The sequence below is a fragment of the Rhodococcus sp. 27YEA15 genome (genome assembly GCF_049739425.1).
Taxonomy (GTDB): domain Bacteria; phylum Actinomycetota; class Actinomycetes; order Mycobacteriales; family Mycobacteriaceae; genus Rhodococcus_F.
The window spans coordinates 3,926,598-3,951,334 of the sequence record NZ_JBMHHW010000001.1; the positions used below are offsets into that span (position 1 = coordinate 3,926,598).

Consider the following 24,737-nt stretch of genomic DNA (forward strand, 5'->3'; position numbering starts at 1 on the left):
CAACCCCTCACATGAAGTAGACAGTGTCTACTCGGGAAATGGTAGACGAAATGGTAGACACTGTCTTCCGTGACCGCCACCAGCCTCCGAGACACTCTCGTCAACGTCGGGGTGACCATCGTCGACGTCGACGGTCCGGCCGAACTGACCCTGCGGGAAATAGCGCGTAGATCAGGCGTCTCCCACGGTGCCCCGCGCCGATACTTCCCCACCCACAACAGCCTGCTCGCTGCCATCGCCACCCGAGGGCTCTCCGACCTGGCCGGACGACTCACACCAGCGCTGCACACCGAGCAATCCGTACGAGATCGAATCATTTCGGCTGCAACCGAATACGTGACCTTCGCACGAGAGCGCCCAGCCATGTTCGAGCTGATGTTCCGCCACGACCTCCTCGACGGAGCGGGCGAAAACCTCCGACAAACGTCACTTCCCCTGTTCACCGCACTACGGGCCGTCGTCGACGACGACGAGATGACAGCGCTCGCCGTCTGGACCGGAGTTCACGGCATCGCAGTGCTCGTCGCAAACCGGAGCCTCGACGCCGTAGCGCCCCACGCGGACGTCACCGCACTGATCGACGCTGTCGTCACTGCCCACCTGAGCTGGAAGATCGGATCCGCGTAGACGAACACGTTGTCGAGATAGTTACCGATACCGTCCGCAAGAACGGGCTTCGGTGCCGCCGGTCTCGAATCACCCTCAACCGCCGGCGATTGACTGATCACGAGTTCGACGGGACGCTCCAGTCGGGGCCCTCAACCGGAACAGGCACCCCGGGAACGGGAATCGGAACGACATCCACTCGAGTGGACGTCGGTGCCGTTGTCGGCGCAATCCACTCCGACATGGTCGACCTCATTTCGCACCATCGCATTTATCATAAAAGTAATGAGTATGCAATGATCAAGTCATGTCAGATTTGACCCTCAACGAACAGCTGATTCAACTGATAAGCAATGCTCACCGCTTCGCAAAGACGGCCAGTACGTTCGGTACCGACCGGCATCCGCGCGCATGGTTGCGGGCGCTGTCTTTGATGGACGAGCACGGCGAGATGCGGGTGAGCGATTTCGCACGGATGGATCAGTGTTCACAGCCGTCGGCCACGGCGCTGCTACGCAAATTAGCCGAGCGCGGCTATGTAGAACGCAGCACAGATCCTGACGATGCACGCGCCATCCGGGTCTCGGTGACCGACCGCGGCCGGTCTTTCCTCGCCGACGGTCGAAACGAAATCGCCGAAGCTCTGGTCCCACGTTTCGCAGACGTCGAGCCCTCGCAAATAGCAAAACTGTCCGAAGGGCTCAACGAGCTACGGGCGATAGTCAGGGCCTCCGACCCGGTGCGCACGTCGGGTAATGACCAGCACCAAAAAGGCTCACGAGCGCAAGCCTAAATCGTCGAGACCCAGCAGAGAGCGATACTCGACACCCTCGGCCGCGATGACCTCGTCCGCACCGGTGGCCCGGTCCACCACCGTCGCAACGCCGACGACGATCGCCCCGGCTTCACGAAGTGCTCGCACCGCTGTCAACGGTGAATTTCCGGTGGTCGTGGTGTCCTCGACGACGAGAACACGTTTGCCGACGATGTCCGGGCCCTCGATCTGACGCTGCATACCGTGTGCTTTGGCCGCCTTCCGGACGACAAAAGCGTCGATCGGGCGACCCGGGGCGTGCATGACGGCCAGAGCGACCGGGTCTGCACCCATCGTGAGACCACCGACCGCGTCGAACTCCCAGTCGGAAACCAATTCACGCAGCAAGGAACCGATCAACGGACCGGCCTTGTGGTGCAAAGTCGCGCGACGAAGATCAACGTAGTAATCAGCTTGCTTACCGGAGGACAACGTCACGGCACCGTGCACTACGGCAAGTTCGCGAACCAATCCGGCCAAATCTTCACGATCGCTCATGGGCGTTCAGCCTACCGACCACCGACACTCGGGTGAAAATCCTATGTTCTACCGCGACCTCGGCCGACGAGGTTGGTCATCTTGCGGACCAGAGTTTTGGGCACGAGACGGCCGGCGGTGGTGATGACCTTGTACTGGATTCCGGGGATGCTCACGACTTTGTCGGACTCGAGGTCTTTCATCGAGGCGGCAACCACCTGATCGACACTCAACCACATGGCCGACGGAATGGACGACATCTCGATTCCGGCCCTCTGATGAAATTCGGTGCGAATGAAGCCAGGGCACAACGCCTGTACCCGGACACCGGTCCCTGCCAGCCCGCCGGACAGGCCTTCGGAAAACGAGATCACGTAAGCCTTGCTTGCGGAGTAGGTGGAACCCCGGCCGGACAACAGACCGGCAACGCTGGCCACATTCACGATCGTTCCCCGGGCCGCTGCGACCATCGACGGTAGTGCGGCGCGCGTCAGTTCCATGACGGCGGTCACGTTCACGTCCAGTTGCGACCGTAACAGCGCGGGATCGGCAGTCCAGAATTCACCGGACGTCCCGAAGCCCGCATTGTTGATCAGCACTTCGACGCCGGTCGCCAACCGGTCGACCACACTCTGGCGACCGTCCGCCGACGCCAGGTCGACGGCCAGGATCTCCGACTCGGTACCGAACGTCGTGGACAGCTCTGCTGCGAGTCCGCTCAGTTTCTCCTTGTCACGCGCAACGAGAACGAGGTCGTAGCCGAGTGAGGCATATTTTCGGGCAAATCCGGTTCCCAACCCCGATGTCGGGCCGGTAACCAGCGCTACGGGACGTGCCGGGCGATCGGGATTCACAGTCGACATGTACGCCAGGCTAACGGCTCGACCGAGAAGATGTGTGGGTGATCCGGCTCAGTCGACCGGGCGCACGACGCCTGAACGCGGTGAAGTTGGGCGCGGGGTGGACGAATCGTCCCCACCCCGAGCCGAATCCCCAGGTTGTCGACGGTGTTGATCTCGGCGCGGCAGTGGTTCACGTTGCGGCCGCTGGACATCGGGACGGGATCGTTCCGGGTCGGGACGGGGACCGCTCGGATCGTGATCGACGTCGAGTTCCACCGGTTCACTGACCGGCGGCAGTACGTGCAGAATCCCGGACAGTCGCGCAACTGCCTCGACTGCGGCGTCCCAGTCCCGGCCGGTGCTGGAGACGGGCAGAGATCCCAGTGTCCACTGCCCTTCGCTCCACAACATGTTGATCGCGGGCGGAATCGACTCGGTGAACGCAACCATGCGTTGATCGCACACGCGACGCGCGATTTCCAGGTCGGTGGCAAACACCACCCGCGAGCCGATTGCGCCCAGGAGGTTCAAGTCGCTGTCCCTGGGCGGTGCGGTCGATTTCAGGCGCAAATCGATGTCGATGTCGGAGCCGATCTCACGGCGCACCGCGACGATCGTTGCAGCCTCTTCCAGGTCGAACAGAATGAACTGCTCGCCACGCCTGCTGCCACGAACCACATCGGTCGCGGTCAGATAGTCCTGTTTGGCCATGGCGGCGCGATGCCACTCCCCGGCCAGTTGATCATCGCTTGCCGTGTACGTGTAGCCCTGGGCTTTCGCCCAGATCTCCCGCACTCGGCCGGATTGATCTCGACGCGTTCTGTCCACGTACAAGAGGGCACCCGCGCCCACGAGTGCAACAAAGGCCAGTCCGAACCACATTCCAGTCATCGCTGTTCAGACTAGCGACTTAATGCGACGAACTCCCACGACACCCGTGTCGACTCGTCCTTATCTGTCCGAACTCGGCCGTCATGACGGGCCGGCCGCAATCAGTTCCCCAGTTTGGGAAGGCTCGCACTGACGATCGTGTTCGCCGTGATTGTGCCGTTTTCCAGCGGACTTCCGTCGACGACGACATTGTCCCCCGGCTTCAGATCGGCGACGGTCTTTCGATTGATCGCGATCAACGTGGTGTCGGCATTGGTCAGGACCGTCACCCGTGAACCACCGATCGACTCGATCACCAATGTGGAACCGTCATTGGATTCGACGGTTCCGATTGCAGCTCCAGCATCACCGATCACTTCACCGAGACCACCGGGTAGCTGACCGAGCGGAGAATCCGTCTTCGGCGCCGACGTAGGTTCCGGTGGACCCGTCCGCGGTGTTGCGGTGTCGCTGGGTGCAGCCGGCGCGGTGGAGGACGGTCCCGCGAAAGCCGTCTGAGTTCCGGTGGAATCGGAATTGAACATGTTGATTCCGATCACCACGATCACACCGACGAGAATGCCGACCACAGCACCTGCGATCCAGGTGCCCGTTTTACGCCGCTTGGGGTCCTCCGATGGTGCACCGTCCGAGTCGAACGGCCCCTGAGGGGGAACTCCACCACCTGCCGTTGTCTGATACTGGCCGGTCGCGCCGTACGGCTGAGCGGCCGTGTGCTGCTGATCCTGGTACGCGGGATAGGCAGCCGTGGCGCCGGGGTGTCCCGGCTGACCGTATCCCGGGTCGTAAGCCGGGAATGCTTGTGTGGGCCGGCTCTGTTGCCCGAGGTATTCGGTGTCATGACCCGCCCCGTACGGCTGACCCTGGTAGGGCTGACCGGGGTAGGGCTGACCGGGATTCGCCTGCCCCGGATACGGCTGACCCTCGTACTGCTGACCGGCATTCGCCTGCCCCGGATACGGCTGGCCCTGGTACTGCTGACCGGGATTCGCCTGCCCCGGATAAGGCTGGCCCTGGTACTGCTGACCGGCATTCGCCTGCCCCGGATAAGGCTGACCCTGGTACTGCTGGTCACCGGGGTGCCGATCGCTCGGGTACTGCGCGTCGGCGGGGTATCGGGAGTTGCCCTGGTGCGCGGCACCGAAGTGCTCCGTCGACTGTTCGGGATTGCCTGACACGGTGCCGTACTGCTCGGTCGGCTGATCGGGTCGACGCCCCCAAGCCTGGGTGGCGTCGGGGTCCTCATGTCGAGGCTGGTCCGAATTGCGCGGGTCGTTCTGATCAGTCATGGGTGGCCCATCGTCGGAGCGGACGGAAGCGTCCGCCATTGGAGCATCCGGCCATCCAGAGTAGAGCACGACGCGGGTGCGACGCCTGCCGTAAACAGACGACGCACCCGCGGGTACTCGCTCAGGACAGGACCAGCTGCCCTGCATCCTCGCTGACACCGACGTGCACGGTGTCACCATCCTGAACCTTCCCGGCCAGCAGCAACTTCGCCAACTGGTCGCCGATCGCCTGCTGCACCAGACGGCGCAGTGGTCGAGCACCGTACAGCGGATCGTATCCGCGTACCGCCAGCCACATCCGCGCCGCTCCGTTGACCTCCAGGGTCAGTCGGCGAGCAGCCAACCGCTTCTGCAACTGCTCGAGCTGGATGTCGACGATGTGCTCCAACTGCTCCTCGGAGAGCGCGTCGAAGACCACTACGTCGTCGAGACGATTGACGAATTCCGGTTTGAAAGCCCGACGGACCGCATCCATCACCTGTTCGCGATCACCACCGGATCCCAGATTCGACGTCAGAATCAAGATGGTGTTGCGGAAGTCGACAGTGCGACCTTGCCCGTCGGTGAGTCGACCTTCGTCGAGCACTGCCAGCAGCACGTCGAACACGTCGGGGTGCGCCTTCTCGACCTCGTCGAACAGGACCACCGAATACGGCCGTCGCCGAACCGCCTCGGTGAGCTGGCCACCGGCCTCGTAACCGACGTATCCCGGAGGCGCACCGACCAGCCTTGCCACCGAATGTTTTTCGCCGTACTCACTCATGTCGATCCGGATCATCGCGCGCTCGTCGTCGAACAGGAAGTCCGCCAACGCTTTTGCGAGCTCGGTCTTACCCACACCGGTCGGTCCGAGAAACAGGAAGGAACCGGTGGGCCGGTTGGGATCGGCGACGCCGGCCCTGGCCCGCCGAACCGCATCCGAGACTGCCGTGACGGCGTCGACCTGTCCGACGACGCGCTTGCCCAGTTCGGATTCCATCCGAAGCAGTTTGGCAGTCTCGCCTTCCATCATCCGACCGGCCGGAATACCGGTCCAGGCTGCAACGACATCGGCGACGTCGTCGGGCCCCACCTCCTCCTTGAGCATCACGTCACCGTCGGACGCAGCGCCGGATACCGCCGCGGCTTCGTCGAGTTCCTTCTCCAAGGCGGGAATTCGGCCGTACCGCAGCTCGGCCGCCTTACCGAGATCACCGTCACGCTCGGCGCGTTCGGACTCGCCACGCAGGGATTCGAGCTGCTCCTTGAGTACGCGCACCGAATCGATGGCCTGCTTCTCGTTCTGCCAGCGAGTGCTCAGTTGACTGAGCTTCTCGCGGTTGTCGGCCAATTCCTGACGCAACTTCGCAAGCCGAGCTTTGGATGCGTCGTCGGTTTCCTTCTCGAGGGCGACTTCTTCGATTTCGAGACGGCGAACCACACGTTCCACCTCGTCGATCTCGACGGGGCGTGAGTCGATTTCCATGCGCAGACGCGACGCGGCCTCGTCGACGAGGTCGATGGCCTTGTCCGGCAGGAAGCGGGACGTGATGTAGCGATCCGACAACGACGCGGCCGCAACCAACGCGGAGTCCGTGATCCGGACACCGTGGTGCACCTCGTACCGCTCCTTGAGACCGCGCAGAATTCCGACGGTGTCCTCGACCGAGGGCTCACCGACCAGCACCTGCTGGAAACGCCGCTCGAGTGCGGCGTCCTTCTCGATGTACTTGCGATATTCCTCGAGGGTGGTGGCGCCGACGAGGCGTAGCTCGCCGCGGGCGAGCATCGGCTTGATCATGTTGCCTGCGTCCATGGCGGATTCGCCGGTGGCTCCGGCTCCGACGATGGTGTGCAGTTCGTCGATGAAGGTGATGACCTGCCCGGCGCTGTTCTTGATGTCGTCGAGCACGGCCTTGAGCCGCTCTTCGAACTCGCCACGGAACTTGGCACCGGCCACCATCGACCCGAGGTCGAGAGATACGACGGTCTTGCCGCGCAACGATTCGGGAACATCACCGGCGATGATGCGCTGGGCCAGTCCTTCGACGATCGCGGTCTTACCGACGCCGGGTTCACCGATCAGTACCGGATTGTTCTTCGTCCGACGCGAGAGGACCTGCACGACGCGACGGATCTCGGTGTCGCGGCCGATCACCGGGTCGAGCTTGCCGCTGCGGGCCAGTTCGGTGAGGTCGGTGGAGTACTTCTCCAACGCTTGATACGTACCTTCCGGCTCCGGACTGGTGACGCGGGCGCTGCCGCGGACGGTGGTGAACGCATCGCGCAGCGCATCTTGCGTCGCACCGTGACGAACCAGCAGTTGCGCGACGTCGGAGTCGCCGCCCGCCAACCCGAAGAGGACGTGCTCGGTGGAGACGTATTCGTCATCCATCTCGGTGGCCAGGTGCTGGGCGGCGGTGAGCGCGGCAAGTGCCTCGCGGCCCAGTTGAGGGGTGGAACTCGCGCCGGTGGTCTTGGGGAGGCGATCTACGATCGTCTGCGCCTCACGATGGACGACGGTGGGATCCACGCCGACCGCCTTGAGTAGGGGCGCGGCGATACCGTCCGTCTGGTCGAGCAATGCGACGAGCAGATGGGCGGGCCGAATGTCGGGGTTGCCGGCCGAGGACGCCGACTGTAGTGCGGCCGTCATTGCGGCCTGGGTCTTGGTTGTTGGTGTGAACGAGTCCACTAGTCACCTCTCTGACCATGTCGAACGCGGCTTGGTCGATGTCGAACAGGATATGGCCGCGACCGGTTGGTATCGCAGCAGTGTCAGTCTGGTCAACGCGAACAAACTTGAGTCTATTCCGCTCAAGTTTGTTTTCGCCAGTGGCTTCGCCGATCTGAGGGCAGACTGTCCGCCGTACTAGAGTTGAGTCAGCGACAACGGGCACGAAAGGGGTACGGGTTGGATCCGGAAGTTATCTCCCGTCTACAGTCCAGCCTCGATTTCCTCGCCGACGACGAGGCCGGACGCGCCCAGTTCTCGACACAGTTCTACAACACGTTGTTCTCCAGGCACCCGCTGTACCGCTCGATGTTTCCCGCGGCGATGGATACCCAGGGCAGGCGGTTCTTCACCGCCGTCGCGTACGTGATCGAGAATCTGGCTCAGCATCGCCGGATGCGGAAGTTCCTCACTCAGCTCGGCCGCGACCATCGGCGCTACGGCGTCGAGCGTGAACACTACGAGGCGGCCGGAACAGCGCTCAGGCACGCGGTCCGCTCGATGTACGGCACAGGAACCCACAGCCGGAACAGTTGGACACCTGAACTTGCCGACGCGTGGTCCGAGTTCGCCGACTTCCTCGTGGGCACCCTTGCCGACGGCGCCGAGTCCGACACCTCGCCGGCGGTGTGGGGCGGCACGGTCGTCAGTCACGAACGCATCCTGAAGGATCTTGCGATCGTTCGGCTCGAGACCGACGAGCCGATCCCGTACGGCGCGGGTCAGTACGTCGGCGTGCAGATCCCGCAGCGGCCGAAGATGTGGCGATACTTCTCACCGGCAATTCCGACAAATCCGTTCGGACAGCTCGAATTTCACGTTCGGAAGGTGTCGGGCGGCTGGGTGAGTCCGGCAATCGTCGGCGAAACGAACGTCGGCGATCGCTGGGTGATCTCGACACCACTCGGCGGCCTGGAAGTCGATTACACCAACGACCGGGACGTACTCATGATCGGTTCCGGCAGCGGCATCGCCCCCCTGCGGGCTCAGGTCATGGAGATGTCGCAACGTTCCGACAATCCTCGCGTACACCTGTTCGTCAGCGGTCGATACCCGTGCGATCTGTACGATCTCGAAACGCTGTGGCACGTTTCGCTCAGCAACCCGTGGCTGACCGTGGTTCCGGTGTCCGAGGAATCGGAGAATCCCTGGTGGCACACCGGCCCCCCGCTCGAGGCGCCATTCGGAATGCACAGCCGACTCACCGGGCCGATCGGCAAGGTCGTGGCCCAGTTCGGCTCGTGGGCAGATCGGCAGGTGCAGATCTCGGGTTCGCCGTCGATGGTGAAGACAACCGTCTACGCACTTCGCGCGGGCGGCACTCCCCTCGACCAAATCCAACATGATCCGCTCGGCTGATCCGCCATACTCGTCTGAACCGCTGAACCGCTGAACCGCTGAACCTCTGCATCCGATTTCACCGCACCTCATTCACCAATGCCGGGAGAACCCACCCATGCCGCAACGCACGTGGTCGAGCACCGTCGTCGAACATCACCGCCTCCGTGCCGACCTGGCCGTGGTCCGTCTGGTCGGTGACGTGGTCCCGTTCCGGCCCGGCCAGTACGTGGACATCAGCGTTCCCCAGAATGCACGCCTGCTCCGACGCTTGTCGCCGGCGTTGCCGCCGTCCGGCGACGGAAAACTGGAGTTCCACGTCAAGACGGTTCCCGGCGGCTGGGTGAGCGGTTCGATCGTGAGGGACACCATGCCCGGGGACACCTGGCAGATTCTCGATCCGCGCGGCGAGATGTCGGTCGATCCTGGCGGCCCCCCGGTCATCATGATCGCGGGCGGAACCGGGTTGGCTCCGATGCGATCGATCATCCTCGATCTGGCTCGGACTCCGAACCCGCCGCAGGTGTACCTGTTCTTCGGTGGGCGGACTCGGCGCGATCTCTACGCCGCAGACATGCTCTGGCTACTGGCGGACGATCTTCCGTGGCTCCAACCGGTGCCCGTCGTGGAGGACGTGTCCGACGACGGTCCACCCGACGAGTGGTTCGACCGACTCGGTGTGGACATCGGTTTCGGCGACGACCATCTCATCGAAGGCACTCTTCCGGACGTCGTCACCTCTTACGGTGCCTTCGACCGGCATCAGGTGTTGGTCTGCGGTTCCGCAGCCATGGTCCGCTCCACACGCGATCGGCTGATCGCGACGGGCACTCCGGCCGAGTCAATCCAGTTCGACCCGTACTGACCCGTACAGGCATCAGTGCGCGGGATCGCTGCGGACAGTGCTCACGTCGATACCGACTGCACGTAACCGGAAGTTCGTGCTGTTGACCATGGACTCGCTGCCGACGAGTTGAATGTCGCGTCCGGACCAGTCACCGGACGCGGTGACGATCTTGCCTACTTTGCCGGTGATCCGCTTCTTCATCCCGATCGGCGGCAGGGGTTCTTCGTCGGTGTGCCACCAGGGATTTTCGGCTTCCTCCGACACCGGAACAACGGTCAGCCACGAATTCTTGTCGGCCAACTTCCACAACAACGGAAGGTCGTACAAGTCGCACGGATACTCACCGGAGTAGAAGACGTCCACCTTCCGAGTCGTGTTTCCCTGATCGACCAGTTGGAGGATCTGGGCGCGCAGTGCCGAGATCCCGGTGCCCGACGCGATCATCAGCAGGTCGCGGTCGTCGTCGGGCAATCCGAGGGAACCTATCGGTGAACCGATCACCCAGGTGTCTCCGACCGCGGTCTTCGTGACCATGGCCGGGCTGACCCAGCCGCCGCTGACAGCGCGGATGTGGAATTCGATGACCCCCGACTCGTCACACGGTGTGGCAGGCGAGAGGTATCGCCACATCCGTGGCCGGGCCGCGACCTGCACGCTGACGTACTGTCCGGCCCGATAGGTGAACGGTTCTCGGAGCTGGAGGCGAACCACGGCGACACCTTTGATCACCTGAGTGCACTCGATCACCGTGGCGGTGAACGCCGGCGGACCGTCCTGGGCGTTGGCGGCGTCCATCATCGCCGCCGAGATGACGGCGAGCGCGTCACGCCAGGCGCTGTCGAGCTCCTCGGTCCAGAGTTCGGCGCCGAAATCCTCGAGCGCACTGATCAGTGCATTACCGACCGCGGTGTAGTGCTCGTCCGTCACGCCGTACTTGCGATGATCACGGCCGAGTTGAGCCAGGTACTCGAGAATCGCGTCGGTTTCGTCGAGACGGTCGACGACGTACGCGATCGCGGCCACCAGCCGATCACGTTGAACATCCATGGCAGCGGGAAAGAACTCGCGCGTCTCGGGTGAACAAGCGAACAGAATCGAGTAGAAAGACCGTGCCAGTCGCTCCGGGCCGTCACTGACCGCGGCAACGGCTTTGAAGCTCGACCGGACCAGAGAGATTGCTTGCGAATCCACGCTCATCCTCGTCCCGAGTAGACGCGGCTACCCAGCCGCCGATTTCCGAGTGCAGCTTATGTCACAAATGTCTGACTCGTAAATCCTCCAGGCATCTTTCGATGGCACCCCGATTTCACGTCTGACCGTCTCTTTCTTATTCTTGCGTGCAAGATAGACAGGAGCATCGACGCGCTCAACCGCCGAGCTAACGCCCAGCGAAATCTCAAACAGCCAAACAGGAGTCTTGCCGTGGATTTTGTTCGACAGGACGAATTGCCCTCAGATAGCAGTCCCACATCCGGCATTGATCCCAATTCGCCTGTACCAACCGAGCTTCAACGCCGAGAACTCGAATGCGTCGAATTCTTCGATTCGCCGGAGCTGAGCCATCTCCCCACCTCGCGTCGTCGAGAGGTCCTGCGGGAACTTCACCAGAACGGCACGTACACGCACACCACCGAGGAGCTGCTGATCGGCGCAAAGATCGCCTGGCGTAATCATGCCCGCTGCGTCGGACGGGCACATTGGCGCACACTCAAGCTCATCGACGCTCGCGACGCAGTCACGGCAGCCGATCTCGCCGAGGCATGCTGGGAGCACCTACGGATGTCCACCAACAGTGGCGCTCTGCAGTCCGTGGTGACGGTCGGTCCACTTCCGAGAGCGGACGGGCAGCAATATCGAATCCTCAGTCCGCAACTGATCCGTTACGCGGGCTACCGCCAGGAGGACGGCACCGTTGTCGGTGATCCCTGGCACATCGAGCTGACCGAACAGGTCGCGGCGATGGGATGGAAGGGAGCGGGGACGGCGTTCGACGTGCTGCCGGTACTCATCTCGGTGCCGGACGAACCACTGCAATACTTCGACGTCCCGGCCGACCTCGTTCTCGAAGTGGAGATCGAGCATCCCGAATTCAGCTGGTTCGCCGACCTGGGCCTCAAATGGCATGCGGTGCCTGCGGTATCCGATATGGACCTCGACATCGGCGGCATCGTGTACCCGTGCACACCGTTCAGCGGATGGTATGTCAGTACCGAAGTAGGTGCCCGGAACTTCAGCGACAGCGATCGCTACAACATGCTGCCGATCGTCGCGGCGCGGATGGGTCTGGACATGAGCACGGACCGCACCCTGTGGAAGGACCGCGCTCTCGTCGAACTCAATCGCGCAGTTATCCACAGCTATCGCAAAGCCGGCGTGATCATGGTCGATCATCACACTGTCGCAAAACAATTCGTCGATCACATCGCCCGCGAGACGAAGGCGGGCCGTAAGTGCCCGACCGACTGGACGTGGGTGAACCCACCGATGTCGAGTTCGTTGACGCCCACGTTCCACCGCCTGTACGACGCTCCGGATCTCGACGTACGCCCCAACTTCGTGACGAAGAAGAACAAGGGAATCGGTGAAGTCGGAAAGTGCCCGGTGCAGCACTGACACTTCGAATCAGGCAGAATTCAATTCACTGCCCGATAGAGCCGGCACCGACGCGAAAACCGGCGAGCGCGAACCTACGCCTGTCGATAGAGCGCCCGAAACGCCATTTTGTCCAACTTTCCCAGCGGGTCAGCGGCTCACTGTCGACGAAGTCGATACTTTTCGGCGCGTGCACCGAACCTTTGGCCGTGTGACGCGGTCCATCAGTTCGCCGGGAGCACGATCAGGGCGCCACCGCGCAGCAGAGTCGGAATGAAGAAGGCTGCGCCCACATGCGAGAACGGGGCGCGGATGGGAAACGATTCTCCTCGGACCACTGCCGTTCCGACATCTGGATCTGATTGAGCGCAGCGCCGGAGCGGAACGAACCGACCACTCCCTTGTACTTGCCCGTCGTGCGCCGGTACGAACGCCATGCTGTCGGCGTCGACGTGCGCCGCTTCGAACGGGCCGGCAGCCTGATCAGATCGCGCATCTGCCCACCGGTGAGGATCGTGTCGCCGAAGTAGAGCGCAGGTTTGTCGCGGTTACGTTCCAGAACGGTAATGAGCAGGCCCGGACCGTAGACCGGTCGGTGCAGGTCTGCGAACCGATCGCTCATCTGGCGTCCTCCGGCCCGCCACGCGCCTGACCGACCGTATTCGGCCACGCACCAGATGTCCGGAATGACACAATATTGAAACATATTCCAGCATCGATCTGATGCCAACACCCTGATCGAACATCTTTGGTCCCGGCCGCAAACCTTCACCGTTCCCCAGCGCGACGACGACGGCTTCGACGTCCTTCCACCGATCAGGCGTCTTCGACAGCGGCTAGCTAACGCTGATTGCGCGGCTTCCACACGACCAGCGCGTTGTTACGCGGAATGGGCACGAGATCGCGGCGATATCCCGCATGTATCTTGGCGATCTCCTCGGCCATCTCCCGGACACGATGCTGCAACGCTTCCACCTGATTGGTCAACTCGATGATCCGTTTGATTCCGGCGAGGTTGACGCCCTCGTCCTGCGAGAGACGTTGCACCTCTCGAAGCAGCGCAACATCTCTCGGTGAATATCGACGTCCACCGCCGGTGGTGCGGTGTGGGATCACCAAACCGAGTCGATCGTAGTTACGCAAGGTCTGCGCGTGCATTCCGGCCAGTTCGGCCGCAACCGAGATCACGAAGATCTGGGCGTCCGGATCAACCGTTGCCTCTCTGGCGTTCTGTGGTCGTTCGTTCATCACACACCGGCCCACCCGGCCCGTGGATCGAATCCGCTCGCCTTCTCGGCTTCGAGATAGGTGTTCAGCGCTTCGATCGCCGGGTCGTCCAATTTCTGCGGAACAGATACCTTGACCGTGACCAGCAGGTCGCCGGCACCGTCAGGCCGCTTGGGGATGCCGCGTCCACGTACGCGCAGGATGCGGCCGTCTACCGTCCCGGCCGGAACCTTCACCCCGACACGGCCTTCCAGCGTCGGCACCGACAGCGTGGTGCCGAGCACCAACTCGCCGTAGCTGACCGGAACGGTCAGCGTCAGGTCGTCGCCGTTGCGGCCGAAAACTGCATCGGGTTTGACCCGTACGTTGACGAAGAGGTCACCTGCGGGAGCGCCACGCAGTCCAGCTTCGCCCTTGCCCTTGAGACGGATCTTCTGTCCGTCACTGACCCCGGCAGGCACTCGCACCGTGATGGTGCGCGTCCGGTTGGTGACGCCGCTGCCGTGGCAGTCCTCGCACGGTGAGTCGATGATCGATCCGGTACCCCGGCAGTCGTCGCACGGCTCACTGAATCCGAAGGCACCCTGGTTACGGCTGACCACGCCGGTTCCGTTGCAGTGCGGGCACACTCGCGGACTGGTGCCCGGCTTGGCACCGCTGCCGTGGCAGGTGGTGCAGGAGGTGGGGCTGGTGAGCCGCAACGGCACGGTGACGCCGAGCGCTGCCTCACGGAACTCGAGTGCGGTCTCCGTTTCGAGGTCCTTGCCTCGACGCGGTCGGTTGGGCGCGGCTCCGCGCTGGCCGCCACCGCCACGGTTGAACAGTCCGCCGAAGATGTCGCCGAGACCGGTGTCCTGACCGCCACCGCCACCACCGAACAGGTCGTTGATGTCGAAGCCGCCCGCACCTGGATTGAACCCGCCGCCGCCCTGCGATCGAGGACCGAATCCGCCACTGGCGAAGAGCCGTCGGGCTTCGTCGTATTCCTTGCGCTTGTCCGGGTCCGCGAGCACCGCGTGCGCCTCGCTCACCGATTTGAACCGCTCCTCGGCCTTCGGATCGTCCGGGTTGGCGTCAGGATGCAGATCCCGCGCCAACTTGCGGTACGCCTTCTTGATCTCGTCGGCCGTAGCGGTGGACGAGACGCCCAGCTCCTTGTAGAAGTCCTTCTCGATCCACTCCCGTTGACTCACTGGGCGTCTCCTCCTCTCACTCTTACTTCTACTTCACTTCTTCTTCCGAACCGGCGACGGGCGCATCGCCCACCCGGTCGGTCACGCCTACCATCGCGGTCCGCAGAACTCGGTCGCCGAGCTTGTAGCCCTTACGCATGACCGTTCCGAGAACCGGATCGTTTCCGTCACCTTCGTGCTGGACGGCTTCGTGCAGTGACGGATCGAAATCGTCACCCTCGGCGCCGAAGTCGCTCAACCCGAGACCGGTCAGGGTCGCGGTCAGCTTGTCGGCGAGGGCTCGCAGCGGACCCGTTTCCAGATCGCCGTGAGCGCGAGCACGATCGAGGTCGTCGAGGATCCCGATCAGCTCGGTCACGACCGAAGCCTTTGCGGTTTCCTTGATCGCCTGCTTGTCACGTTCGACGCGCCGGCGGTAGTTGGTGAACTCCGCCTGCAGCCGCTGCAGATCGGCGGTGCGCTCGGCAAGTTGGTCGGCCGCGGATGCTTCCTCCACGATCGCTTCTGCCTCGTGCACTACCCCTGTGTCTTCCGAGTCGAGGGGCGGCAGGACTTCGCCTGCCCCCTCTGCCTGTGCTCCGGTCTCGGGGTCGACCGGATCGTTCTCGGCGCGCTCCGAGGTCACTTCTTGTCCGTGTCGGTCGGCTCGTCGACAACCTCGGCATCGACGACGTCGTCGTCATTGCCTGCGGCGTCGGCGTTTCCGGCCTCGCCGGCGGCGGAAGCCTCGTAGATGGCCTGGCCGAGAGCCTGCGACTCGGTGCTCAGCTTCTCCACTGCGGTCTTGACCGCTGCGATGTCGGAACCGGCGAGGGCGTCGTTGACGTCCTTGACCGCTGCCTCGACCTTGGTCAGGATCTCTTCGGAGACCTTGCCCGCGTTGTCGCCCTCACGCTGCTCCTTGACGAACTTCTCCGTCTGGTGGACCAGCGACTCGGCCTGGTTGCGAACCTCTGCCTCTTCGCGACGGGCCTTGTCTTCCTCGGCGTGAGCCTCGGCGTCCTTGACCATCCGCTCGATCTCTTCCTTGGACAGACCGGAGCCGTCCTGGATCTTGATCGTGTTTTCCTTGCCGGTGCCCTTGTCCTTCGCGGTCACGTGCACGATGCCGTTGGCGTCGATGTCGAAGGTGACCTCGATCTGCGGGACGCCGCGCGGGGCGGGCGGCAGATCGGTCAGCTCGAAGGAACCGAGAAGCTTGTTGTGCGAAGCGATTTCGCGCTCACCCTGGAAAACCTGGATCTGCACCGACGGCTGGTTGTCGTCTGCGGTGGTGAAGGTCTCGCTGCGCTTGGTGGGGATGGTGGTGTTGCGCTCGATGAGCTTGGTCATCACCCCGCCCTTGGTCTCGATACCGAGGGAGAGCGGTGTGACGTCGAGGAGCAGAACGTCCTTGACCTCACCCTTGAGCACGCCGGCCTGCAGTGCGGCGCCGACGGCGACGACCTCGTCCGGGTTGACGCCCTTGTTGGGCTCACGGCCACCGGTCAGTTCGCGAACCAGGTCGGAGACGGCCGGCATGCGGGTGGAGCCACCGACGAGCACGACGTGATCGATGTCCTTGACGGCGATGCCGCTGTCCTTGACCACGGCCTGGAACGGTGCGCGGGTGCGGTCGAGCAGATCGGAGGTGATCTTCTGGAACTCGCTACGCGAGAGCTGTTCGTCGAGGAAGAGCGGGTTCTTGTCCGCGTCGACGGTGATGTACGGAAGGTTGATGGAGGTGCTCTGCGAGCTGGAGAGCTCGATCTTCGCCTTCTCCGCAGCTTCACGCAGACGCTGCAGAGCCATCTTGTCCTTGGTCAGATCGATACCGTTCTGAGCCTTGAACTTGTCTACCAGCCATGCGACGACGCGCTCGTCCCAGTCGTCGCCACCGAGGTGGTTGTCACCGGAGGTCGCGCGAACCTCGACGACACCGTCGCCGATTTCGAGCAGGGAGACGTCGAAGGTACCGCCGCCGAGGTCGAAGACCAGAATGGTCTGCTCGGTGTCACCCTTGTCCAGGCCGTATGCCAGCGCAGCCGCGGTGGGCTCGTTGACGATACGCAGGACGTTGAGGCCGGCGATCTGTCCGGCTTCCTTGGTGGCCTGGCGCTGCGCGTCCTCGAAGTACGCGGGGACGGTGATGACGGCGTCGGTGATGTCTTCGCCGAGGTACGCTTCCGCGTCACGCTTGAGCTTCATGAGCGTGCGGGCGCTGATTTCCTGCGGCGTGTACTTCTTGTCGTCGATCTCCACGTTCCAGTCGGTGCCGATGTGGCGCTTGACCGAGCGGAGGGTGCGGTCGACGTTCGTGACTGCCTGGTTCTTGGCGGGCTGGCCGACGAGGACCTCACCGTTCTTGGCGAATGCGACCACCGAGGGGGTGGTGCGCGAGCCTTCGGCGTTGGCGACCACTACGGGCTCGCCGCCCTCCAGAACCGAAACTACCGAGTTGGTCGTACCGAGGTCGATTCCGACTGCACGAGCCATAGTGTTCCTACCTTTCGTTCTGCGGTTCGCTGCTCGGGTGCCTGATCTCGAACATGACCGCGGGTTATTCGCTTAGTGAGCGTCCTCCGCTCAAGTTTGCCTCCAAGCATCGCCGAGAGTCAACTTGAAGTTGAGTGGAAGACGCTCAACCTTGTCGAAGTGCTCAACTAACGGCAGCGCCGGATTGTTCCCGACTTCGGAAAATATCCTGACCGTGTTCCACATCACCTGCGCCGGCTAGGATCGGCCGGTGACCGATCCCGACGACTCACCAGTCCGACCCACCCGGCCGGCGCCACCCCGACCCGACGTCTTCATCCGGCCGTTGCGAGCCTCGATCGACGACAAGATTCCCACCGCCGTCCAGGTCGCCATATCGACATGGATCGGCTCGACAGTCGTCCTTGCCGGTATCTTCGCCGTCACGGTCACCCGCCTGACCGATGTTCGAACCACGCTCGAGACCGCCACCGCCGTCGACAATCCCGGATACTCGGCGACCGACATTTCCGAAGCGGTCACCGTCGTCCTGGTCGGCAGCGGTGGCGGAGCGCTCGTCATGACCCTTCTGGTATTTCTGAGCGTGCAACTGCTGCGCGCCCGCAAGCAGGTCGGCCGCACCCTCTCCGCGATCGTCGGTGTGCTCGCCGTCGCCGGCGGACTGGGATTCCGATCCTTGACGACGGCAGCCACCGAGATCGGTGCGGGCGCCCTGTCCTGGGGGCCGATTCTGTACTGTGTGCTCGCCGCCGTAGCCGCAGCCACTGCCTTCGTCCCCGGCGTCGGCACTTGGCTCGACTCACCTCACCGCCCGCGCTGACACCCTCGACCCAGCCGTCGTCACTTCGAAGGCAGGACGTTCGCGGTCACGGATTCTCTTGTCGCCCGACCTTTCGTGCCAGTTCCACCACCGATGCGCGTGCAGCGGCAAGACTTGCCCTGCCCTGCGCCGCCAACGGCGCCATGGGAGGAAGGCGGTCCGCCAGCGTCAATTCCACGGTGACCACCGAGACATCCATCCCCATGGACACTCCCAACACCTGCACCAGCGGTGGCACGGTGTGATCGTCACCCTCGTTACCCGATCCGGGTTGGTAGGTGTTGCCTCGACTCGACACGATCACCACCGGCTTGCCGACCACCGGTAGATCGACGGTGTCGAACGGTACGGTCGTCCCGAGGACGTGTACGTGGTCGATCCAGGCCTTCAGCGTGGACGGGATCGACCAGTTGTACATCGGCGCACCGATTACCACGACATCGGCAGCGTCGAGCTGTTCGAGGACGCGCGCCTGCACCGCCTGGGCGTCGGCGTCCGGCAGCTCGCCCGGCACTCTCAACCGCGGGGCGTAATGCAACGCGGCATCAGGCAAGTGCGGCAACGGATCACGATGCAGGTCCAGTCGCACCGTCGTATGGTCGTCGCTGATCTCCGACCACGTCTGCGCGAAGAGCGCGGTGAGCTCACGGGACGTCGACGCGTGAAGGTCGGCAGACGAGTCGATGTGAAGTAGTTGCGGCATCCAATGCTCCTGGGCTGTGCGACAGCGGATTTTTCCGACACCTCATCAGTACCAGAGACCGGATACGACACCTACAACTGCGCAACGATGCCCTCGGCACTGCGCGCTGCGACGAGACAAGCGCGGGAAGTGAACCGGTCGAAAAGCGGATGTCCGGCAAGCTCTCGCCATCTCCGTACTGCCGCAGCCGCCTGAGCGCGTTGCACGTTCGGATCCTCGCCAGGTTCCGAGCCCAACCGATCACCGATCCGGATCCCGAACCCGCCGATCAGCCGCTGCAGCTGCGTGAGGTCCGCCGCCGACAGGTCCGTGTGGACCGACCGGAGCTTTCCGAGCAGTCGCAGCTCTCGAAAGCCGTGAACATCGGCCAACAACCGTTGTACCCGAGCCTGCATCTGTTCGGATCCCGCAACCGGCGTGGATCCGAGGATGCGACCGAGTGTCACCAATGCGGTATGCGATTTGAGCTGGTCTGCTCGCTGACCGAACTGAACGTCGATCACCTGCCGTAATTCGTCCAATCCGCTACTCGCCGACAGCTCGGCAGCCAGCGTCGGCGAATCGGTGACACCGAGCTTGATCGACGTTACGGCCAATCGAATACCGAAGAGTCCGAAGCGATCTGCCAGTTGGGATCGCATCATCGCATCAACCGGAAGCGGGCTGTCTTCCCGGGCGAACCGATCCGCGGACAACAACGCAAGACTCAGATCCTGCGCCGGCACTCTCGCCAGGGCCGTGAACGCCGCGAATTCGCTTTGCCGCATCGTGCGAGCGGCCAACGCGAGGAGACCCGCCACCGGAACCACCGACTGGCACAATCCGGTCCGCTCCAACTCCTCGGCGAATCGAGCCGCTACCTTCCTGGCCGACGTGAGGGCATCCAGACGGCCGGCACCTACTTCGTCAGCGCGTGAGAGGACGCCGATCACACCGAGCGGACCGGATTCGCCACCGACGTGATCGGCGATCTTCCCGAGAAACTGCACGTCACTCGCATTCAGTGCCCGTAGCAGGTAAACCACGGCATCGGCGCCGGATGCACCGTTTTGCGGTAACAGCATCTCCCAGGTGCGGGCCGACACCCCGGTCGAGAGCGAGGACGTACCGGGGGTGTCGACGATCGTCGTCCGCGCCAGTGCCGACGACGGCCAGTCGACGTCGATTCTGTCCACCGAGTCGGCCGTGCGTTCCCCTAGATCGAATGTGAGCCTTCCTTCCCGGCGCGCCACCGGAACGTTGAACTCGACGCCACCTCGCGCGGTGGCCGTCACCTGCGGCGTCGCCCCGTTGCGGTACCACGTGACGACACGCGTGCATTCTGTCGCATCTGTCGGCGCAATATCTTGTCCGACAATCGCATTGAGCAGTGTCGACTTTCCCGCTTTCAACGAGCCTGCCAACGCGACCCGCAGCGGCTGCTCCAAGCGGACCGCGCATTCGTCCAGTTGCGCTCGTACGTGCGGCTGATCGGCATACATCCGGCAGGCCTGGTGGATGAGGTCGTGAGCCGACTCCGCCGCCGTGGTCGCGTTCATACAGTGTTCGCCTTCGCCTCGGCCGGAGCGAGATCTTCGCCGATCAACGTTGCGGCCAGTTCGTCGAGTTCGGCGACGGCGCGCATGTCTGCTTCCAACCGCGATATCCGTGCCGCATGTTCGCTGGATTCCAACTGTGCGGCGTCCTGCGTTGCCCGCAGCGACTCGTTGATCGAACGCAGTGCCTGCTCCGCTATGTCGGTGAAATGATCACGAAGCACGCGCTGTACCGTCCGCAGTCGGTCTTTCGACTCCTTGCCCACTTGGAAGCCGACGTCGTCGGCGAACCGTCGAACGAGCATTTTCGCCTCTGCTCGCCGCGCCCGTATCTGCGCCTGCTTGTCTTCGCGGTACGCCTTGGTACCCAGCAGCACTCCGGCTCCGATGGAGATCGGGTTGACCAGAGCCATCCCCATCATGGTGGTGATCAGACCGAACATCAGCACACCGCCGTACGAGCCGCGCATACCCACCAGAACCTTCTGGGTGATCCCGATTCGGCCGGACTCCAGATCCGACAACGCTCCGACCGGTTCCAGAACGCCATCGGTATCGGCCACGTCGATGTGTGGCAGGGCGACGTGACCTGACTCGGAGAAATGTTGCGCCACCACTTCCGCCAACCATTGACCGCGATCGTGTGCCCACACGAAGTTGTCTCCGATCGCGGTCCCAATCTCCCGTTCGAGCCACTCCCCCAAGACATCCCATTCCTTGCCTGGGTCACCGCCGTCGATCGTCGCCTCTGCCTGGCGGGTGATTCGGCGAAGGCGATCGCGCAGATCGTGATCGATGTCGGCGGCTAGATCGGCGATGCCGTCGCCGAGACTCTGCTGCCAGAGCGAGGTCTTCTTGTGCAGGTCTTCCGCCGCCGCTCGCGCTCGTTGCAATCCGGCCACCGCGGCCTGGGCGGTAGCCGGGTCTCGCAGCGCTGCCAACTCGCTACCCAGCTCCAACGTCAGGTGCGCGGCGGTGGATCGCACGTCCATCGCGACCGCGCGACGGGTATTCGATTCGACCCTGGCCACTACGTCGTCCCGCAAGAAACGGTAGAGGTCCGAGAATCCGGATTCCGCGTCGAGTTCCTTGTCTTCCAAGCGAAGCGCATGTGATCTCAATACAGACGAGATGGGGATGAGCGGAAAGTCCAGCCCGTCACGCAGCAGGTGTGCACGATCTGCTTCGAGGATCTGCCGCCAGTGGGGGTAGAGGTCGATCTTACTGATCAGTGCGGCCACTGCCGGGCACAGGCTGACGATCTGGCGAATGAATCCCAACTCGGGCTCGGTGAACTCCTGACTGGAGTCGGACAGAACCAGCACGGCATCCGCGGCCGTGACCAAGCCCAATGTTCCTGCAGCATGCGGATTCCCGTGCCCTCCGACTCCTGGCGTGTCGATGAGTACCAGGCCGTCGGCCAACAACGGACTGGGGACGCCGACCTCCACGCGCAGAACTTCTCGTCCTTCCGCGCGTGGCGTGGCGGGGGTGATGCCCATCAGTTCTTCGAGAGGAAGCGGTACCCGGACGGGCGCTGCACCCGGTTCCGCGAGTACCAGTTCGGCGACGGCAGTTTCCGAATACTGGACCACCGTGGCCACCGCCGTGGTTTCGTCGTCGCCGACCGAGCAGACGTCGAGACCGAGCAGCGAATTGACGAACTGACTCTTTCCCTGTTTGAGAGGGCCGACGACGACGATACGAATGCGCGGGTCGTCGACTCTGGCCTGTGCGTTCGCGAGTCGACGCACGAGATCCGAACGTCCCGACCGCTGTGCCACCGACGACGCCTGCCCGAGGAGCGCTGCCGCCGAGGGCGCGAGGTGCGCTTTTCGACTGCTGACTCGATTCGCTGAATTCATGATGAGCTACTTTGCTTCCCGACTCGAATATCCGGCCCCGCACGCTTAGCGCGTGCGGCGCCGGATTTGTTACATCAGGACGTCTCGTCCGGTTCCTGGTTGGTGCGATACCTGATCAGGGGTGCAGGTGGTCGACCGACACGATCGGATCGAGGTGATCGACCGTATCGGTAGCCGTGTCCTGCGCGAACAACGAGTGCCCGGAATCAGCGCCGAGTCCGGACACCGAACCGGAACCGAAGGCGTCCGTCGCGTCGATCGACGACCACGGGTTGAGCGCCTCGGGCAGCGAACTGGTCAGGCCGGACACTCCGCCGAGCGCGCCACCCAGTGATGCGCCCAGGTCGGTGATGCCCCCACCGGCGACTCCCGCGCCACCGACGACAGACGAGCCGGCGCTGACCGATCCGCCCACCTCGGCCGCTGCGCCGACGGCGCCACCGACCGTCGCGCCCAGGTCACCCGTCACGTTGCCGATGTTCAGTACACCGGTGGCGACCTGCCCGAGATCGACGGACGGGAGGTCTGCGGTCAGCGGACCAGCATTTACCGCGCCGAGATCGATGTGGGGAAGCTGAACTCCGATGGGGCCGGCGTCGATTCCCCCGGTGGCCAGAGCCGAGTCGAGCGTGGCTCCGAGTGAACCCTGCGCGCTCAGTGCGCTGTCGAGCGACGCTCCAAGTGCGCTGTCGAGCGACGCTCCGAGTGAACCTGCACCACCGGACACACCGCCGAGCACCCCCCCGAGGCCGGCACCGGCAGAACCGGCCGCCCCCAGCCCGAGAGCGCCGCTCAGCCCCGCGTCCAGCCCGGCACCTGCGAGTCCACCTGCCCCGAGGGCCGCGTCGAGTGCTCCGCCGAGCCCACCGGCCAGACCTGCGTCGACACCCAGTGCCGAGCCGAGTATCCCTTCGAGCGTCGTCGACAAAGTCGCACCGCCGCCCAGAACCCCGCCAGCACCCAGTACCCCACCGCCACCCAGTACCCCACCAGCGCCCAACGCCCCACCAGCGCCCAACGCCCCACCGAGCAGACCTCCGAGTGCACCGCCCACGTCGGCTCCGACTGTTCCGCCCGTGCCCAGCGCTGCGGAGAGCGCCGTGCTGAGCTGCGCTCCGAGGTCCGCTCCGCCACCGAGAACTGCATCGAGGTCGATTCCACCGCCCAGTCCGACAGCCGCATCGAGAGCGCTGCCGAGAGTGGCCTCCAATCCACCACCGACCCCGAGAGCGCCGCCCAGTGCGCCGCTCAACACGGCACCCAGATCGACTCCACTGCCGATACCCGCCAGCGCACCCACGTCGGTGACGGCACCGAGGACACCGCCCAGTGATGCCCCGAGGTCGGCACCGATAGATCCACCCGCACCCAACACACTCGACAGGGTCCCGGACAGAACGGTGCCCAGTTCACCTGACAGTGCGCCGGCGAGGTCGAAACCACCGCCGAGTGCGAGTGCGGATTCCAACGCACCGGTCAGGCTCGCGCCGAGTTCGCCCCCGATACCCAGCAGACCGGTCAGGTTTGCCGACCCCCCGAGGAGACCGCCCAGAGCCAGCCCGAGTTCTCCGCCCAGTTCACCGCCCACCGCGAAGACCGGTCCGAGCGCTCCGCCGAGGCCGGCCGACAGATCGAGCCCACCCACCACTCCTATTGCGGCGTCGAGGGCTGCCCCCAACTGTGTGGTCAAACCGCCGGTCACGCCGAGTGCACCGCCCAGGGCAGCGCTTATCTGCGTGCCGATTCCGAGGGCACCGCCGAGGTCGAGGGCACCGCCGATCCCGAGTCCTACGTCGATCACGGCTCCTACGGCAGCGCCGAGCTGTGCGCTGACCTCGCCGCCGAGTGTCAGAGCCGCACCGAGGACCGTGGAGAAGTCACCGACAATGTCCAGCTGCCCACTCAGTGCGCCGCCGACACCGAGCCCGGCTCCGGCACCGAGTCCCACAGCACCGCCCAGACCACCGGTGAGACCGCCACCCACTCCGAGGCCGCCGCCGATTCCACCCCCGAGCGCGCCGGTGGCGGACGCACCGGCATCGAGGATCGCGGACAACCCGGCCCCGGCCCCGGCGAAGAGCCCCGACTCGGCGACCAGTGGCGCCACGGCGACGATGTCGGCATGACTGACGTCGCACAAGCCGGCCGCGTTCAAGGCAGCCGCCGGATTCGCGCAGTAGTCGGCGGCGGCTTCGTCGTTGCGAAGTAGCCCGAGAATGAATTCGAGGACGGCGTTCGTTGCCATGGCTGGTTCTCCTGAATGGTCGCTGCTCGTGGTCCGGCACGCGGTGCTGCCGGAGTCGGCGTGTGTCGTCAACGCTAGGAAGTCCCGTGGCGCAGGCCAACGGGGAGCGCCCCCCTTCTTTGCCGGTACGGGTGGGGAAGTCCCCCGTGAACAGATGGACATCGGATTAGGGGATTCGTCCTGATTAGGGGATGGACCCCTGCTGCACTACTTCTCTTCGAATCCGGTAACGAAATTAGTCCCTAAACCGACATCGCAGACAACT

General features: G+C 63.9%; 21 protein-coding genes. 6 read left to right on the plus strand and 15 right to left on the minus strand.

Annotated elements, in window-relative coordinates; translation table 11 throughout:
* Window positions 1–69: 69 nt before the first annotated feature.
* On the plus strand, window positions 70–627 hold the full coding sequence (locus tag ABH922_RS18310) for a TetR/AcrR family transcriptional regulator (RefSeq protein ID WP_424808265.1): 558 nt from the start codon (window positions 70–72) through the stop codon (window positions 625–627).
* A gap of 286 nt (window positions 628–913) precedes the next feature.
* Window positions 914–1,399: a MarR family winged helix-turn-helix transcriptional regulator gene (locus ABH922_RS18315; RefSeq protein ID WP_424808266.1), complete on the plus strand. Its 486-nt coding sequence runs from the start codon at window positions 914–916 to the stop codon at window positions 1,397–1,399.
* On the opposite strand, the gene pyrE is transcribed toward ABH922_RS18315, so the two are convergent.
* From pyrE to clpB, 5 genes are all read right to left on the minus strand, one after another.
* Window positions 1,382–1,918 carry an orotate phosphoribosyltransferase gene (gene pyrE, locus ABH922_RS18320; protein WP_424808267.1) on the minus strand — a complete coding sequence of 179 codons (537 nt, stop codon included), beginning with the start codon at window positions 1,916–1,918 and terminating at the stop codon, window positions 1,382–1,384. The genes ABH922_RS18315 and pyrE overlap by 18 nt on opposite strands.
* A gap of 41 nt (window positions 1,919–1,959) precedes the next feature.
* Window positions 1,960–2,760 carry an SDR family NAD(P)-dependent oxidoreductase gene (locus ABH922_RS18325; RefSeq protein ID WP_424808268.1) on the minus strand — a complete coding sequence of 267 codons (801 nt, stop codon included), beginning with the start codon at window positions 2,758–2,760 and terminating at the stop codon, window positions 1,960–1,962.
* 48 nt (window positions 2,761–2,808) lie between these two features.
* Window positions 2,809–3,621 (minus strand): hypothetical protein, encoded by an 813-nt coding sequence (locus tag ABH922_RS18330; protein WP_424809717.1) that lies wholly within the window; start codon window positions 3,619–3,621, stop codon window positions 2,809–2,811.
* Between the two features lie 110 nt (window positions 3,622–3,731).
* Window positions 3,732–4,919 (minus strand): DUF5666 domain-containing protein, encoded by a 1,188-nt coding sequence (locus tag ABH922_RS18335; protein ID WP_424808269.1) that lies wholly within the window; start codon window positions 4,917–4,919, stop codon window positions 3,732–3,734.
* A 121-nt stretch (window positions 4,920–5,040) separates the two neighbouring features.
* Entirely contained in the window at window positions 5,041–7,593 is a 2,553-nt protein-coding gene (gene clpB, locus ABH922_RS18340) for an ATP-dependent chaperone ClpB (protein WP_424808270.1), read from the minus strand.
* Between the two features lie 219 nt (window positions 7,594–7,812).
* Between clpB and ABH922_RS18345 the strand changes: the two genes are divergently transcribed.
* Together ABH922_RS18345 and ABH922_RS18350 are read left to right on the plus strand one after the other, a co-directional pair.
* Window positions 7,813–8,991, plus strand: a complete 1,179-nt coding sequence (locus ABH922_RS18345; protein WP_424808271.1) for an FAD-binding oxidoreductase — start codon at window positions 7,813–7,815, stop codon at window positions 8,989–8,991.
* 97 nt (window positions 8,992–9,088) lie between these two features.
* A complete protein-coding gene (locus ABH922_RS18350) occupies window positions 9,089–9,835 on the plus strand; it encodes an FAD-binding oxidoreductase (protein WP_424808272.1) in 747 nt (248 codons plus the stop codon).
* A 12-nt stretch (window positions 9,836–9,847) separates the two neighbouring features.
* On the opposite strand, the gene ABH922_RS18355 is transcribed toward ABH922_RS18350, so the two are convergent.
* The gene (locus tag ABH922_RS18355; protein ID WP_424808273.1) at window positions 9,848–11,008 is read right to left on the minus strand and encodes a globin domain-containing protein; all 1,161 of its coding nucleotides are present in this window, start codon (window positions 11,006–11,008) and stop codon (window positions 9,848–9,850) included.
* A 231-nt stretch (window positions 11,009–11,239) separates the two neighbouring features.
* Here ABH922_RS18355 and ABH922_RS18360 point away from each other — a divergent pair, with 231 nt between their 5' ends.
* Window positions 11,240–12,430 (plus strand): nitric oxide synthase oxygenase, encoded by a 1,191-nt coding sequence (locus tag ABH922_RS18360; protein WP_424808274.1) that lies wholly within the window; start codon window positions 11,240–11,242, stop codon window positions 12,428–12,430.
* Between the two features lie 223 nt (window positions 12,431–12,653).
* On the opposite strand, the gene ABH922_RS18365 is transcribed toward ABH922_RS18360, so the two are convergent.
* From ABH922_RS18365 to dnaK, 5 genes are all read right to left on the minus strand, one after another.
* The gene (locus tag ABH922_RS18365; protein WP_424808275.1) at window positions 12,654–13,031 is read right to left on the minus strand and encodes a hypothetical protein; all 378 of its coding nucleotides are present in this window, start codon (window positions 13,029–13,031) and stop codon (window positions 12,654–12,656) included.
* Window positions 13,032–13,249: 218 nt separating this feature from the next.
* The gene (locus tag ABH922_RS18370; protein ID WP_424808276.1) at window positions 13,250–13,657 is read right to left on the minus strand and encodes a heat shock protein transcriptional repressor HspR; all 408 of its coding nucleotides are present in this window, start codon (window positions 13,655–13,657) and stop codon (window positions 13,250–13,252) included.
* Window positions 13,657–14,829 (minus strand): molecular chaperone DnaJ, encoded by a 1,173-nt coding sequence (gene dnaJ, locus ABH922_RS18375; RefSeq protein ID WP_424808277.1) that lies wholly within the window; start codon window positions 14,827–14,829, stop codon window positions 13,657–13,659. Before dnaJ ends, ABH922_RS18370 begins: the two co-directional genes overlap by 1 nt.
* 28 nt (window positions 14,830–14,857) lie before the next feature.
* Complete coding sequence (gene grpE / locus ABH922_RS18380; protein ID WP_424808278.1) at window positions 14,858–15,454, minus strand: nucleotide exchange factor GrpE; 597 nt, start codon at window positions 15,452–15,454, stop codon at window positions 14,858–14,860.
* Window positions 15,451–17,304 carry a molecular chaperone DnaK gene (dnaK, locus tag ABH922_RS18385; protein WP_424808279.1) on the minus strand — a complete coding sequence of 618 codons (1,854 nt, stop codon included), beginning with the start codon at window positions 17,302–17,304 and terminating at the stop codon, window positions 15,451–15,453. The genes grpE and dnaK overlap by 4 nt, the downstream gene beginning before the upstream one ends.
* Window positions 17,305–17,554: 250 nt before the next feature.
* On the opposite strand from dnaK, the gene ABH922_RS18390 reads away from it, so the two are divergent.
* Entirely contained in the window at window positions 17,555–18,124 is a 570-nt protein-coding gene (locus tag ABH922_RS18390; RefSeq protein WP_424808280.1) for a hypothetical protein, read from the plus strand.
* A 46-nt stretch (window positions 18,125–18,170) separates the two neighbouring features.
* On the opposite strand, the gene ABH922_RS18395 is transcribed toward ABH922_RS18390, so the two are convergent.
* From ABH922_RS18395 to ABH922_RS18410, 4 genes are all read right to left on the minus strand, one after another.
* Complete coding sequence (locus ABH922_RS18395) at window positions 18,171–18,827, minus strand: FMN-dependent NADH-azoreductase (protein WP_424808281.1); 657 nt, start codon at window positions 18,825–18,827, stop codon at window positions 18,171–18,173.
* A 71-nt stretch (window positions 18,828–18,898) separates the two neighbouring features.
* Window positions 18,899–20,365, minus strand: coding sequence for a dynamin family protein (locus ABH922_RS18400; protein WP_424808282.1), 1,467 nt, complete (start codon window positions 20,363–20,365; stop codon window positions 18,899–18,901).
* Window positions 20,362–22,227: a dynamin family protein gene (locus ABH922_RS18405; protein ID WP_424808283.1), complete on the minus strand. Its 1,866-nt coding sequence runs from the start codon at window positions 22,225–22,227 to the stop codon at window positions 20,362–20,364. The genes ABH922_RS18400 and ABH922_RS18405 overlap by 4 nt, the downstream gene beginning before the upstream one ends.
* Before the next feature lie 115 nt (window positions 22,228–22,342).
* Window positions 22,343–24,472 carry an IniB N-terminal domain-containing protein gene (locus tag ABH922_RS18410; RefSeq protein WP_424808284.1) on the minus strand — a complete coding sequence of 710 codons (2,130 nt, stop codon included), beginning with the start codon at window positions 24,470–24,472 and terminating at the stop codon, window positions 22,343–22,345.
* Window positions 24,473–24,737 lie beyond the last annotated feature (265 nt).